Here is a 14348-nt window from a genome sequence, read left to right as displayed (position 1 = left end):
TTATTCGATACGAATCATCTTGTGGGTTTGCAAACTGAGCTTCCAGCGCGGGTGTTTCAGGCAATAGCTCAAGGCTTTGTGCGTATTGCTAGTCGATAAGCTATCGGCAGCGCCCTGCAATTTATCCGAGCTGATTACGACTGGCTGATAGTCGGCCATCGGCTGCAGATAATAGTGATCAGCTTGTATGTAGTCGAAGCGCTCTGGTGGTGCGTCAGCTTGTGGGTAAACCAGCTTTAGCTCGTCACACTCGATTACAACGAGTTCCGACTCGCCCTTTGGACTCAGGCAAACCCAGTCGATACCATTGGCGAGTGGCAATGTACCGTTGGTTTCAATCGCCACTTCAAACCCAGCGTGCTGCAACGCGCTTACCAGCTCGTCATCCAACTGCAGCGCCGGCTCGCCACCGGTACAGACGACATAAGGCTTGCCTTGCCCATTCGCTGTAGAACCTGGCCACTGCTGTTGAATAACCACGACCAGCTGCTCTAGGTCGTAGACGCCGCCGAGATGGCCATCAGTACCGATAAAGTCGGTATCGCAAAAATTACACACAGCCGCCGTGCGACCGCTTTCTCGTCCATTCCATAAGTTGCACTTGGAGAAACGGCAAAACACGGCAGGGCGCCCAGCTTGAGCGCCTTCTCCTTGCAGGGTATAAAAGATCTCTTTGATCCGGTACTGAGCCGCCATTAACTGGCCTCGTATGCCAGTGGATCTGCTGCGTTATTCTTTTCAAACGCCTCTAAACGTTCAACACACGATCCGCATTTGCCGCAGGCTTTTTCACGACCGTTGTAGCAGGTCCAGGATTTGCCATAGTCCAACCCCATGGCCAAGCCATCTTTTAATATTTCAATTTTGTCGCTGTTTAGATAAGGCGTCACGATATCGACCGGTTCATAGTTAGCCAGCTTTGCAACGTCGTTCATGGCCAGCACAAACTCTGGGCGGCAGTCGGGGTAGATGGCATGGTCGCCCGAGTGGGCGCCGTAAAAGACTTTGCTAGCGCCAATATCAACGGCATAGCCAATGGCCAGCGACAACAAAATCATGTTGCGGTTCGGCACGACCGTCGACTTCATGTTCTGATCTTCGTAGTGACCTTCTGGAATGTCTTTGTCGGATGTCAGCGACGAGCTTTGCAGCAATTGGTTGATCGCCGTGATGTCGATGATCTTGTGGTGAACATCCAGCTCGCTGCACACGCGTTTGGCGAACTCAATTTCCTTCTTATGTTTCTGACCATAATCAAAGGTCAGGGCGTACAGCTCATGTCCTTGCTGTTTGGCTTTGTTCAAAATGGTGAAGGAATCCATTCCACCGGAATAGATGACGACGGCTTTGTCGGCCATGGTGAACCTCTTTCTATATAGATGTACTGAAACGGATAAACAGTCCAAGTCAGGGAATCGGCGATTCCGGATGTCAGTATACGTGCTTTGTTGGAGTGGCTAAAACGCCCTAACTGAAAAGATTCAAAAACCTGTTGATCGGCTCTCAGATATCTGTAGAATGCGCCGCTCCTGATCGCTGTGACGCGGCAGGTGGGCAAGAAGCCCCTGTTTTTCAATGGCTTAGAGAGTTTTATTCGATCTCACTAAGCACTGAAAAATATCGAAACAAGGCATTGACCTTTTGGTTTTTGAGTGTAGTATACGCCGCCTTGATTCGAGGCCAGCTAGCTCGGTGAGCTCTTTGGTCGGTTAGGTAACTCGTTGATCTCACTAGAAAATATTTGAAATTAACGGTTGCCAAGCCAGAAAGGCGTTGTATAATGCGCCTCTCGATCTGAGAGGGTTTCTTCCAGGTCGGTCAGCGACAAGCTTCGAAAGAAACTTAAAAAATCGCTTGACATTCAAGGCTGCTTCATTAAAATACGCAGCCCGCTTTGATCGAAAGATCTGGCAGTGTTCTTTAAAAATCAGCATTAAGTAATTCGTGTGGGTGCTTACTGGGATGCTCTGGAGACAAAGCATTATCAAGTAAGAACTCGTCGAAAATTTATTTAAGAATTTAAGTCAGTTTTATTCTTGAGCAAGATTTAGATTGAATATTCCTTCAATCGAAACTTTTTAAACTGAAGAGTTTGATCATGGCTCAGATTGAACGCTGGCGGCAGGCTTAACACATGCAAGTCGAGCGGTAACAGAGATAGCTTGCTATCTGCTGACGAGCGGCGGACGGGTGAGTAACGCGTAGGAAACTGCCTGGTAGTGGGGGACAACAGTTGGAAACGACTGCTAATACCGCATACGCCCTACGGGGGAAAGCAGGGGATCTTCGGACCTTGCGCTATCAGATGTGCCTGCGTCGGATTAGCTAGTTGGTGGGGTAATGGCCTACCAAGGCGACGATCCGTAGCTGGTCTGAGAGGATGATCAGCCACACTGGGACTGAGACACGGCCCAGACTCCTACGGGAGGCAGCAGTGGGGAATATTGGACAATGGGCGCAAGCCTGATCCAGCCATGCCGCGTGTGTGAAGAAGGCTCTAGGGTTGTAAAGCACTTTCAGTCGGGAGGAAAGCTTGATGGTTAATACCCCTCAAGTGTGACGTTACCGACAGAAGAAGCACCGGCTAACTCCGTGCCAGCAGCCGCGGTAATACGGAGGGTGCAAGCGTTAATCGGAATTACTGGGCGTAAAGCGCGCGTAGGTGGCTTGTTAAGTTGGATGTGAAAGCCCCGGGCTCAACCTGGGAACTGCATTCAAAACTGGCAGGCTAGAGTACAGTAGAGGGTAGTGGAATTTCAGGTGTAGCGGTGAAATGCGTAGAGATCTGAAGGAACATCAGTGGCGAAGGCGACTGCCTGGACTGATACTGACACTGAGGTGCGAAAGCGTGGGGAGCAAACAGGATTAGATACCCTGGTAGTCCACGCCGTAAACGATGTCTACTAGTTGTCGGGGGACTTGATCCTTTGGTAACGAAGCTAACGCGATAAGTAGACCGCCTGGGGAGTACGGCCGCAAGGTTAAAACTCAAATGAATTGACGGGGGCCCGCACAAGCGGTGGAGCATGTGGTTTAATTCGAAGCAACGCGAAGAACCTTACCTACTCTTGACATCCTGCGAACTTGGTAGAGATACCTTGGTGCCTTCGGGAGCGCAGTGACAGGTGCTGCATGGCTGTCGTCAGCTCGTGTTGTGAAATGTTGGGTTAAGTCCCGTAACGAGCGCAACCCTTGTCCTTAGTTGCCATCATTTAGTTGGGGACTCTAAGGAGACTGCCGGTGACAAACCGGAGGAAGGCGGGGACGACGTCAAGTCATCATGGCCCTTACGAGTAGGGCTACACACGTGCTACAATGGCGTATACAGAGGGTTGCGAAGCCGCGAGGTGAAGCTAATCTCACAAAGTACGTCGTAGTCCGGATTGGAGTCTGCAACTCGACTCCATGAAGTCGGAATCGCTAGTAATCGTGAATCAGAATGTCACGGTGAATACGTTCCCGGGCCTTGTACACACCGCCCGTCACACCATGGGAGTGGGTTGCTCCAGAAGTAGCTAGCTTAACCTTCGGGAGAGCGGTTACCACGGAGTGATTCATGACTGGGGTGAAGTCGTAACAAGGTAGCCCTAGGGGAACCTGGGGCTGGATCACCTCCTTAAACGATGCTCTAGTCATCTCAGCTAAGTGCTCACACGAATTGCTTTAATGCTTTTAATACAAGGCTCGGCCCTGTATTGCTCTTTAAAAATTTGGATACATGAGAATGAGAATTCTCAAGCGAACCGGCGGTTGCTTGATTTGATTAATTACTACCCGTAATTAATCAGTAAGCCCAACCATAAAGTTTCACATTTCATAGCTTGTAAATGTCGAGACGGTTTGGGGTTATATGGTCAAGTGACTAAGCGTGCACGGTGGATGCCTTGGCATCTGGAGGCGATGAAAGACGTGGTAGCCTGCGATAAGTTTCGGGGAGGTGGCAAACAACCTTTGATCCGGAAATCTCTGAATGGGGAAACCCACCTGTCATAAGGCAGGTATCTGCAACTGAATACATAGGTTGTAGAGGCGAACCGGGAGAACTGAAACATCTAAGTACCCCGAGGAAAAGAAATCAACCGAGATTCCCTTAGTAGCGGCGAGCGAACGGGGACCAGCCCTTAAGCTTCAATGTAGTTAACAGAACGCTCTGGAAAGTGCGGCCATAGTGGGTGATAGCCCCGTATGTGAAAACTTATTTGAAGTGAAATCGAGTAGGTCGGGACACGTGATATCCTGACTGAATATGGGGGGACCATCCTCCAAGGCTAAATACTCCCAGATGACCGATAGTGAACCAGTACCGTGAGGGAAAGGCGAAAAGAACCCCTGTGAGGGGAGTGAAATAGATCCTGAAACCGTGTACGTACAAGCAGTGGGAGCCGACTTTGTTCGGTGACTGCGTACCTTTTGTATAATGGGTCAGCGACTTAATGTTAGTGGCAAGGTTAAGCGAATAGCGGAGCCGTAGGGAAACCGAGTGTTAACTGCGCGTCCAGTCGCTAGCATTAGACCCGAAACCGGGCGATCTATCCATGAGCAGGTTGAAGGTTGAGTAACATCAACTGGAGGACCGAACCCACTGTCGTTGAAAAGCCAGGGGATGACTTGTGGATCGGAGTGAAAGGCTAATCAAGCCCGGAGATAGCTGGTTCTCCTCGAAAACTATTTAGGTAGTGCCTCGGACGAATGCCACTGGGGGTAGAGCACTGTTAAGGCTAGGGGGTCATCCCGACTTACCAACCCTTTGCAAACTCCGAATACCAGTGAGTACTATCCGGGAGACACACGGCGGGTGCTAACGTCCGTCGTGAAAAGGGAAACAACCCAGACCGTCAGCTAAGGTCCCAAAGTTACAGTTAAGTGGGAAACGATGTGGGAAGGCTAAAACAGCTAGGAGGTTGGCTTAGAAGCAGCCACCCTTTAAAGAAAGCGTAATAGCTCACTAGTCGAGTCGGCCTGCGCGGAAGATATAACGGGGCTCAAACTGTACACCGAAGCTACGGATGCACTTTGTGCATGGTAGAGGAGCGTTCTGTAAGCCGTTGAAGGTCAAGGTGTGAACCAGGCTGGAGGTATCAGAAGTGCGAATGCTGACATGAGTAACGATAAGGGGTGTGAAAAACATCCCCGCCGGAAACCCAAGGGTTCCTGTCCAACGTTAATCGGGGCAGGGTTAGTCGGCCCCTAAGGCGAGGCTGAGAAGCGTAGTCGATGGGAAACAGGTTAATATTCCTGTACTTGTTTGTAGTGCGATGGGGGGACGGAGAAGGCTAGGCCAGCACGGCGTTGGTTGTCCGTGTTTAAGCTGGTAGGCAGAGAACTTAGGTAAATCCGGGTTCTTAATGCCGAGACGTGATGACGGTGACTCTACGGAGTCCGAAGTGGTCGATGCCATGCTTCCAGGAAAAGCCTCTAAGCTTCAGCTACAAAGAAACCGTACTCTAAACCGACACAGGTGGGTAGGTAGAGAATACCAAGGCGCTTGAGAGAACTCGGGTGAAGGAACTAGGCAAAATGGCACCGTAACTTCGGGAGAAGGTGCGCCGGTTTTGGTGAAGGACTTGCTCCGTAAGCTGAGACCGGTCGAAGATACCAGGTGGCTGCGACTGTTTATTAAAAACACAGCACTCTGCAAACACGAAAGTGGACGTATAGGGTGTGACGCCTGCCCGGTGCCGGAAGGTTAATTGATGGGGTTAGCATCTGCGAAGCTCTTGATCGAAGCCCCGGTAAACGGCGGCCGTAACTATAACGGTCCTAAGGTAGCGAAATTCCTTGTCGGGTAAGTTCCGACCTGCACGAATGGCGTAACGATGGCCACACTGTCTCCACCCGAGACTCAGTGAAATTGAATTCGCAGTTAAGATGCTGCGTTCCCGCGGCTAGACGGAAAGACCCCGTGAACCTTTACTACAGCTTCACAGTGAACTTTGAATTGGCTTGTGTAGGATAGCTGGGAGGCTTTGAAGCCAGGACGCCAGTCCTGGTGGAGCCAACCTTGAAATACCAGCCTGGTCAATTTGGGGTTCTAACTCAGGTCCATTATCTGGATCGAGGACACTGTGTGGTGGGTAGTTTGACTGGGGCGGTCTCCTCCCAAAGAGTAACGGAGGAGCACGAAGGTCGGCTAATCTTGGTCGGACATCAAGAGGTTAGTGCAATGGCATAAGCCGGCTTAACTGCGAGACAGACACGTCGAGCAGGTACGAAAGTAGGTCATAGTGATCCGGTGGTTCTGTATGGAAGGGCCATCGCTCAACGGATAAAAGGTACTCCGGGGATAACAGGCTGATACCGCCCAAGAGTTCACATCGACGGCGGTGTTTGGCACCTCGATGTCGGCTCATCACATCCTGGGGCTGAAGCCGGTCCCAAGGGTATGGCTGTTCGCCATTTAAAGTGGTACGCGAGCTGGGTTTAGAACGTCGTGAGACAGTTCGGTCCCTATCTGCCGTGGGCGTTTGAGATTTGAGAAGAGTTGCTCCTAGTACGAGAGGACCGGAGTGAACGAACCTCTGGTGTTCCGGTTGTATCGCCAGATGCATTGCCGGGTAGCTACGTTCGGACGGGATAAACGCTGAAAGCATCTAAGCGTGAAGCCTCCTTCAAGATGAGATCTCACTGGAACTTCGAGTTCCCTGTAGGGCCCAGGAAGACTACCTGGTTGATAGGCAGGGTGTGTAAGCGTTGTGAGGCGTTGAGCTAACCTGTACTAATTGCCCGTGAGGCTTGACCATATAACACCCAAACTCGGGTGGGCTGCTGAAAACTCAGCAACAAGCCAAGAAATACGAACAGGCACCGCCGGTTCGCAAGAGAATTCTCAAGACACTCATGTATCCAACCTTATTTGAAGTCACGTCGCGGAATACGTAAGACGACAACACTTCATACAGGTTTGCTTGACGACAATAGAGCTGTGGAACCACCTGAATCCATCCCGAACTCAGAAGTGAAACGCAGCATCGCCGATGGTAGTGTGGGGCTTCCCCATGTGAGAGTAGGTCATCGTCAAGCTCTTATTCAAAACCCCGGTAGCTAACGCTATCGGGGTTTTTTCGTTTTTGTTCGCTGACAATCATGGTCATGCCAGATAGAACACCGTCCTAGGCTTATCGAGGTCATGGCGTAGCTTATTCAAAGCCACGTTAGCGTACGCTATTTACCTCCTCTCCCATGGCTTCTAGTGGTATTCCGGCAGACGCTTATCGTGGCGTTACCGTCAGGCTGATATAAGATCCCCCAACGTTTTTATGGCTGGCCGATTCCCTCTTTCTATGGGTGTTTAGTGCTCGCCAGCATCGGTGCTGATAATGACCTTGCGGACAAACGCCCTTAAACATGCTCAGTAAACTCGAGAGTGATGTTTATTGAGAGCAGCAGACAATATAGGGCCGTAAACCTGCGCCCCACCCAAAAGTGGCGTGAGGAACATAGGCTCGGCTAAGAAAATAAAAGATATAAAAGATGGAATAAACAATGACGGCCGCTTGTCTTTTCGGCGCTAGAATTCGTGCAATACCAACTTGCGGTCTGCTTGAATTTGAGCGAGCTGGCTAAAGTTACCTAAAAAGCTGTGAGCAGTCTGGCCGTTGCCATTGAGTAAGAAAAGATAGAGGCGTGGACTGCACTGAAAAACAGTGAGTGTTCGTTAAGCCGAAGTCGATCAAGCGATTACTAATCATCCAAGCCCTCCGTGTGAGGGCTTGTGACTGAGCATTAGAGCGGATAATTAGGCTTGGTATTTATCCGTTATTCGCCCCGCGATATGGGCATAATGTTTACGAATATCGGCGATATCCTGTTGCACATCTCCAGTGGGTTTAAAGGTCCCTAATACACCACCAGTTTTGCGTTGGTAATCCAAAAAGCCCATCAAAATAGGCACTTGAGCGCCGTTGGCAATGTGGTAAAAACCCGTTTTCCAGTCACTGACCTTACTGCGTGTGCCCTCCGGTGGCACGATCAAAAATAGCCGATCATTGGTTTTAATGGTGGCGATGGAAGCATCCACCATATTATTCGACTTTGAACGATCGACGGGCACGCCGCCCATCCACATCATTAAATGTTTGAACGGTGGTTTAAAAATGGACTTTTTGCCCATCCAGTAAATCGGGGTACGCATGACGAAAGCGATCATCAGCATGTAGGGAAGATCCCAGTTGCTGGTATGCGGTGCGGCAATCATGACACACTTGCGAAGATCTCGCGGAATCTCTCCGGTAATTTTCCAGCCTTTCAACCTCAAATACAAAGAGGAGCCGGCCCGTAACAGATGGCTGATGACCGGAGTATCAAACATAGTGCGATGCATGAAGTATTTCTCAGTAGCTGACGTATCCTGCCGCCGGGTTAGGCGCCCATCCTAGCGTAGTCAAACGTGCGCCATCATACCTTACCGTTGGGTAGCATGCTCGTCTGCCCACACTTTTGTTGATGGCCATCGTCTCACTGGCTGTTAAAATAGCAAGTTGTTCTCTGACCAGTGCTGCCTCCCCATATGTCGACACCGTTTGTGCATTTGCGCGTCCATTCTGAATACTCCCTCTATGACAGCACCATTCGGGTGAAGGAGCTGGTGGGGAAATGCGTCGCGGAGCAGATGCCGGCGGTGGCCCTGACAGACCAGGTGAATCTGTATGCCTTGGTGAAATTCTATAAAGGAGCGTTGGGCAATGGTGTGAAGCCCATTCTCGGCGCTGACTTGTGGATAGAGAACCCAGACGACATTCACCAGCCCTTTCGGGTGACTGCCCTGTGTTTGTCTTCCGAGGGATATCTCACGCTGCGAGAGTTGATCTCCCGTGCTTTTATGGAGAATCAGCACCACGACTTACCGCAAGTGAAACGGCAGTGGTTATTGCAAGACAATCAGGGGCTGGTGATCCTATCTGGCGCCCGTGACGGTGATATCGGCCAGCGTATTCTTAAAGGGCGGCTGGAAGATGCCGAAGCCTTAGCGCGGGAGTATATGGCAGCCTTCGGTGATCGTTTTTATTACGAAGTGCAGCGTACGGGGCATCCTGGTGATGAAGCGATCGTCAAGGCGGGTGTGATGCTGGCACCTAAGCTGTCGATGCCGCTGGTAGCCACCAACGATGTACGCTTTATGACAGCGGAGGATTTTGAAGCGCATGAAACGCGGGTCGCTATTGGTCAGGGCTTTGCGCTGCACGACAAGCGCCGACCGCGTGACTACAGCGACCAGCAGTACTTTCGCAGCAGTGCTGAAATGTGTGAGCTGTTTAAGGATCTGCCCTCGGCGATTGAAAACACCGTTGAAATTGCCAAGCGCTGTAGCGTCGAAGTGCAGCTGGGCAAGTACTTCTTGCCAGACTACCCGATTCCAACGGGCATGACGGAAGACGAGTTTTTCCGTCGTATTTCTGAGGTGGGTTTGGAAGAGCGCCTTGAGAAGATTCTCGATAAAGCCGATCCAGAGTATCAGCAAAAACGCGCGCCCTATGATGAGCGCCTGAAGTTTGAGCTCGACATCATCATTCAGATGGGTTTTCCCGGCTACTTTTTGATCGTGATGGACTTTATCCAGTGGGCCAAGGATGAGGATATTCCGGTTGGTCCAGGACGGGGCTCCGGTGCGGGTTCCTTGGTGGCTTATGCGCTGAAAATTACCGATTTGGATCCGCTGGAATACGATCTGCTGTTCGAGCGTTTTTTGAACCCAGAACGGGTCTCCATGCCGGACTTCGATATCGACTTCTGCATGGAAGATCGCGAACGGGTGATCGAATACGTGGCTGATAACTACGGTCGCGAAGCGGTATCACAAATTGTGACCTTCGGTACCATGGCCGCTCGAGCGGTGGTGCGAGACGTTGCCCGGGCGCAAGGAAAATCCTTTGGCCTGGCCGACAAACTGTCCAAGTTGATCCCGGGCGACCCGGGCATGACGCTGGAAAAGGCACTGGCCAATGAAAGCGCCCTGCAAGAGTTTTTGAACGAAGACGAAGAAGCCCAGGAAATCTGGGAAATGGCGCTCAAGCTCGAGGGTATCGCTCGCCAGACCGGTAAACACGCCGGTGGTGTGGTGATTGCACCGACCAAGCTCACGGATTTTTCTGCCACCGCGTGCGAACCGGGTGGCGCCGGTTTAATCACTCAGTTTGATAAAAACGACGTGGAAGAAGCCGGCTTGGTAAAGTTCGACTTTCTGGGCTTGCGTACGCTGACCATCATCGACTGGGCGTTAGAGACCATCGACCGTCTACGGGCAAAAGAAGGGCAGGCGCCGCTGGATATCAACGCCATTCCGCTCGATGACAAGCCTTCCTACGACTTGCTGAAATCGGCGCAAACCACCGCGGTGTTCCAGCTGGAATCGCGTGGTATGAAGGATCTGATTCGACGCCTGCAGCCAGATAACATCGAGGACATGATCGCTCTGGTGGCGCTGTTCCGTCCTGGTCCGCTGGAGTCAGGCATGGTGGACGACTTTATCAACCGTAAACACGGCCGTGCGCAAGTTGCCTATCCACACCCCGATTACCAGCATGACAGCCTAAAAGAAATTCTAGAGCCGACCTACGGCGTGATCGTTTACCAGGAACAGGTGATGCAGATCGCCCAAACCTTGGCGGGCTATACCCTAGGGGGCGCAGATATGCTGCGCCGCGCCATGGGTAAGAAAAAGCCTGAGGAAATGGCCAAGCAGCGTGAGATTTTCCGCACTGGTGCCATTAGCCAGGACGTTGATCCCGATCTGGCGATGAAGATCTTCGACTTGGTAGAGAAGTTTGCTGGTTACGGCTTTAACAAGTCGCACTCAGCGGCTTACGCTGTGGTGTCTTATCAAACTCTGTACCTGAAAACACACTATCCGGCGCCGTTTATGGCGGCGGTTCTAACCTCGGACATGCAGAACACCGATAAAGTCGTGACCTTTATCGAAGAATGCCGCGAAATGAACATCGAGTTGGTGTTGCCAGACGTCAACCAAAGTCATTTCGGCTTTACCGTGAACGAAGAAGGCGCCATCGTTTACGGCCTTGGGGCGGTGAAAGGCGTGGGCGAGGGGCCGATAGAGGCCATTATCGCTGGCCGCCAAGATGGACCATACCGAGATCTGTTCGACTTCTGTGATCGTATCGATCATGGGCGCATTAACAAACGGGTGTTAGAGGCATTGGTGCGCTGTGGTGCGTTTGACAATTTGGAACGCGCCGCTCCCCGTGCCGTGCTGATGGCGAGCATCGAAGATGCACTCAAGAATGCCGGTCAAAATGCCGCCAATGAAGCCGCCGGCATGATGGATTTGTTTGGTGAAGTCGAAGCGGAAACAGCGGACTCCAGTGACCCGTACGAGCGTCATCGCCGTGTTCGTGAATGGCCATTGAAGGAACGTTTGGCGGGTGAAAAAGATACGTTAGGATTGTTCGTAACCGGACATCCGTTCGATGAATATGAACACGAAGTTCGACAACTGGTACCAACCAAGCTGTCGCAGGTGCAAGAAGGTAAAGCACCGCAAAAACTGGCCGGTTTGGTTGTCGACTTGCGGTTAATGAAGAACAAGCGCGGCGACAATATGTGTTTTGTGACCTTGGATGATCGCAGCGGTCGAATTGAAGTGGCGCTGTTTTCCGATGTGTACGAGCAAGTACGCGAGCTGGTGGCCAAAGATAAGGTGCTGATTTTGGAAGCCCAGGTCAGCCATGACGATTACTCCGGCGGGTTAAAGGCCAACGGCCGCAGCGCGATGGAAATCAGCCAAGCGCGTCTCACTTATGCCAAAGCACTGCGAATCCGGGTTGCGGCTCAGGATATGGGCGATAACTTTTGTCAGCAGCTAAGTCAGCGTCTGCACCAACGACATGAGGGGTGCCCGGTGGTGCTCGAATATCACAACGATGTTGCCCGCTGTGATATTCGTTTGGCTGACCAATGGCGCATCGACCCTAGTGATGAGCAACTGCAAGAGCTGAAGTACGCCTACGGAGACCAGGCCGTTGAGCTGGTGTTCCAGTAGCCAGCAGGCAACCCTGCAATGGTTGCAGCAAGCGGCGCCGGCCGGTTCCCTCTGGGTTGCGTACAGCGGTGGTCTGGACTCGACTGTGTTGCTGCATTGGCTCGTCAACTCGCCACTGCACGCTCGCGTGAAGGCCATACACGTGCACCATGGTTTATCGCCCAACGCTGATGCTTGGGCTGATCATTGTCAGCATCTGTGCGCTGAGTGGCGAGTGCCATTCGAGCTGTATCAGGTCGATTTAGCAGCGCAGCACAGTGGGCTGGAAGAAGCCGCCAGAAACGCACGCTACGCCGTATTTGCTGATGTTTTGCAAGCCGGCGATGCGCTGTTGCTCGGCCATCATCAGGATGACCAGCTTGAAACGTTTGCACAGCGTTGGATTCGTGGTAGTGGCGTACATGGTTTGGCAGCCATGCGCCGCCAGCGCTCGTTTGCACAGGCAGAACTGCTGCGTCCTTTGCTGTCATGCAGTCGCGAAGAGCTGCACCGCTATGCCACGGAGCACGCGCTGTCGTGGATTGAAGACGAGTCTAATACCGACATTTGCTTTACGCGCAATTGGTGGCGCAATGTAGGGTTGCCGCCTATCTGGCAACAATTCCCACACGCAAAGCGCTCAGCAGCACGCACGGTGCAACGCCTGCAGCAGGATGCTGACGTGCTGACACTGCTATTGCAACAACAGTTGCTGCCACTAACGGAGGTTAGTTTGTGGCCAGGTACGCTTGCGACCTGTTTGCGCCTCGACCAATTGCGGCAGCAGCCAGATTCACTGCATTCATACTTAGTGCGCTTATGGTGGCAGCAAAATAACTTGCCCAACTTAACGGACGCTCGTTTGCAGGATCTGCTGGCAAGTGTGACCGGCGCAGCCGATCGTCAGCCAGCTGGGGAACTGGGTGAATGGCGCTGGCAGCGCCATCAGCAGCAACTTTACGTCTACCGGCCGCAGGCCGTTCCGGATGCGTGGAAACTCAGCGGCGAGCAGCAGCAAACGATCAGTTGGGCGGGCGGCCAACTGGGTTTGCATGGCCGAGTTCCAGAGGGAGCCCAAGTGATTCCCGCAAAGGCGTTGCAGCAACGAACCTTTAAGCCATATGGGCGTCCGACCCGGCCGCTGAAGAAGTGGTGGCAGAGTTGGCAGGTGCCTGTATGGCTAAGGCCACTGTGGCCAGTTTTGGTCGATAATGAAGACCAAGCATTGGCCTTTGCCAGTGTGGGAAGCAGTTCCTGTGTGGCGGTGGAGCTGGATCACAAAATTGATTTTCGTTGGTGTCGCTAGGGGATGACATCCGCTTGGATTCCGGTACAGTAGCGCTTTTCTTTGACCTCAGCGAACTACAGTTATGTCGGTTGTTAAACACGGGTTAATCAGTGCATTGTGGCTATGGTCCGCCAGCGCTTTAGCTATGTCTGTGTATCAAGTCGATACGCGTCTGTACTTTGCTCAACAACTGATGACCACGGCCTCATATGTGATACTGGAAGGTGACAGTAGCCAGTATGAACAGCGCGGCGAAGGCGGCTACCGCTTGGCGCTGCAGGTGGAAGAAAACCAGGACGCCTCCTACACCATTCACAGCACCATTCAGTCAGACAATGGTAAAGAGCTGATCACACTGGGAACTCCATCGATACAGGTACTGCCTCAGCAAGCCGGTTGGATCGAGCTGGATACCGAAGCCGTCGGTGTGGTGAAGTTGCAAGTGACCCTAGTACGTCATGAAGAAGTCGAGGATGGTGCCTTAAACGAATGCGAATACGTGGAGTGTCAGTGAGCTGGTTATTGGCGTTGTTTTGTTTGGGCTGCAGTGAGCCTGCAGAGCCCATTTTGCGTGGCTACAAACACGAAGCCGCGCAAGTGAGCTCGACCTCTAATGCACCTGTGGCCAGCGCTGAGCAAGCAGCATCTCGTGACCCCAAGCAGCCTGAGAATCCGGTTTTAGATGCGGTCGACCGCCATGCTCAAGCCGCCAAACTGCCGCTCAATCTGACCCTTCCACAAGATCTGCAGATGCCACACAACTACAACCCTCGCAGCGGAGCCCTGCCCAACCTGTTTAAGGTCGAATCTGATCAAGGCATCAGCTTATCCGGTCGCTTGTATTGGGAAGAAGCTGAAACCGCAGAAGAGACCCCATTTCTGGACAGCATCAATGGTGCAGGTCTGGAGATTCGTATTTCTACCCCCTAATTTGCATTCGACATCAGTGCGGCTGGTTATGGTTCTGCGAGCCAGGTGTGCACTAGTACCGATCTTGGCAACGTCGAGGCGCAACAAAACTATGATCGGATCAGCCACTTGTGAGCCGAATAAACGTTTGATCGCCGAGTCGCGTCTGCTATGGTGAGC

Annotated in this window: 7 protein-coding genes and 3 rRNA genes; 7 read left to right on the top strand and 3 right to left on the bottom strand. The window is 52.1% G+C overall.

Annotated elements, in window-relative coordinates; translation table 11 throughout:
- Positions 1-696, bottom strand: a complete 696-nt coding sequence (queE, locus tag CHH28_RS18560; RefSeq protein ID WP_094061709.1) for a 7-carboxy-7-deazaguanine synthase — start codon at positions 694-696, stop codon at positions 1-3.
- Positions 696-1358 carry a 7-cyano-7-deazaguanine synthase QueC gene (queC, locus tag CHH28_RS18555; protein WP_094061708.1) on the bottom strand — a complete coding sequence of 221 codons (663 nt, stop codon included), beginning with the start codon at positions 1356-1358 and terminating at the stop codon, positions 696-698. The genes queE and queC overlap by 1 nt, the downstream gene beginning before the upstream one ends.
- 722 nt (positions 1359-2080) lie before the next feature.
- Between queC and CHH28_RS18550 the strand changes: the two genes are divergently transcribed.
- The 3 genes from CHH28_RS18550 (at position 2081) to rrf (ending at position 7020) form a co-directional block, all read left to right on the top strand.
- A 16S ribosomal RNA gene (locus tag CHH28_RS18550) occupies positions 2081-3619 on the top strand.
- Between the two features lie 233 nt (positions 3620-3852).
- A 23S ribosomal RNA gene (locus CHH28_RS18545) occupies positions 3853-6740 on the top strand.
- Positions 6741-6904: 164 nt separating this feature from the next.
- Positions 6905-7020, top strand: a 5S ribosomal RNA gene (gene rrf / locus CHH28_RS18540).
- Together the 16S, 23S and 5S rRNA genes form the textbook arrangement of a ribosomal RNA operon.
- Positions 7021-7735: 715 nt before the next feature.
- Here the strand turns inward: rrf and CHH28_RS18535 are convergent.
- Positions 7736-8320, bottom strand: a complete 585-nt coding sequence (locus CHH28_RS18535) for a lysophospholipid acyltransferase family protein (RefSeq protein WP_094061707.1) — start codon at positions 8318-8320, stop codon at positions 7736-7738.
- Positions 8321-8506: 186 nt separating this feature from the next.
- Here CHH28_RS18535 and dnaE point away from each other — a divergent pair, with 186 nt between their 5' ends.
- The 4 genes from dnaE to CHH28_RS18515 all read left to right on the top strand — a co-directional run bounded on the left by dnaE (position 8507) and on the right by CHH28_RS18515 (position 14189).
- Positions 8507-11992, top strand: coding sequence for a DNA polymerase III subunit alpha (gene dnaE / locus CHH28_RS18530; protein WP_094061706.1), 3486 nt, complete (start codon positions 8507-8509; stop codon positions 11990-11992).
- Positions 11973-13277, top strand: a complete 1305-nt coding sequence (gene tilS, locus CHH28_RS18525) for a tRNA lysidine(34) synthetase TilS (protein ID WP_094061705.1) — start codon at positions 11973-11975, stop codon at positions 13275-13277. Before dnaE ends, tilS begins: the two co-directional genes overlap by 20 nt.
- 64 nt (positions 13278-13341) lie before the next feature.
- A complete protein-coding gene (locus CHH28_RS18520; protein ID WP_157730003.1) occupies positions 13342-13773 on the top strand; it encodes a hypothetical protein in 432 nt (143 codons plus the stop codon).
- Positions 13770-14189, top strand: coding sequence for a hypothetical protein (locus tag CHH28_RS18515; protein ID WP_094061703.1), 420 nt, complete (start codon positions 13770-13772; stop codon positions 14187-14189). The genes CHH28_RS18520 and CHH28_RS18515 overlap by 4 nt, the downstream gene beginning before the upstream one ends.
- Positions 14190-14348: the final 159 nt, after the last annotated feature.

This window comes from Bacterioplanes sanyensis, from assembly GCF_002237535.1.
Taxonomy (GTDB): Bacteria; Pseudomonadota; Gammaproteobacteria; order Pseudomonadales; family Oceanobacteraceae; genus Bacterioplanes; species Bacterioplanes sanyensis_A.
Note: the sequence above shows the minus strand (reverse complement) of the source record. Positions and strands in the feature narration are given on the sequence as shown.

Excerpts from the sequence above, each read along its gene's own strand:
- CHH28_RS18520 (WP_157730003.1), top strand. The coding sequence starts at position 13,342 with ATGTCGGTTGTTAAACACGGGTTAATCAGTGCATTGTGGCTATGGTCC.
- CHH28_RS18535 (WP_094061707.1), bottom strand. The coding sequence starts at position 8,320 with ATGCATCGCACTATGTTTGATACTCCGGTCATCAGCCATCTGTTACGG.
- dnaE (WP_094061706.1), top strand. The coding sequence starts at position 8,507 with ATGTCGACACCGTTTGTGCATTTGCGCGTCCATTCTGAATACTCCCTC.
- queE (WP_094061709.1), bottom strand. The coding sequence starts at position 696 with ATGGCGGCTCAGTACCGGATCAAAGAGATCTTTTATACCCTGCAAGGA.
- queC (WP_094061708.1), bottom strand. The coding sequence starts at position 1,358 with ATGGCCGACAAAGCCGTCGTCATCTATTCCGGTGGAATGGATTCCTTC.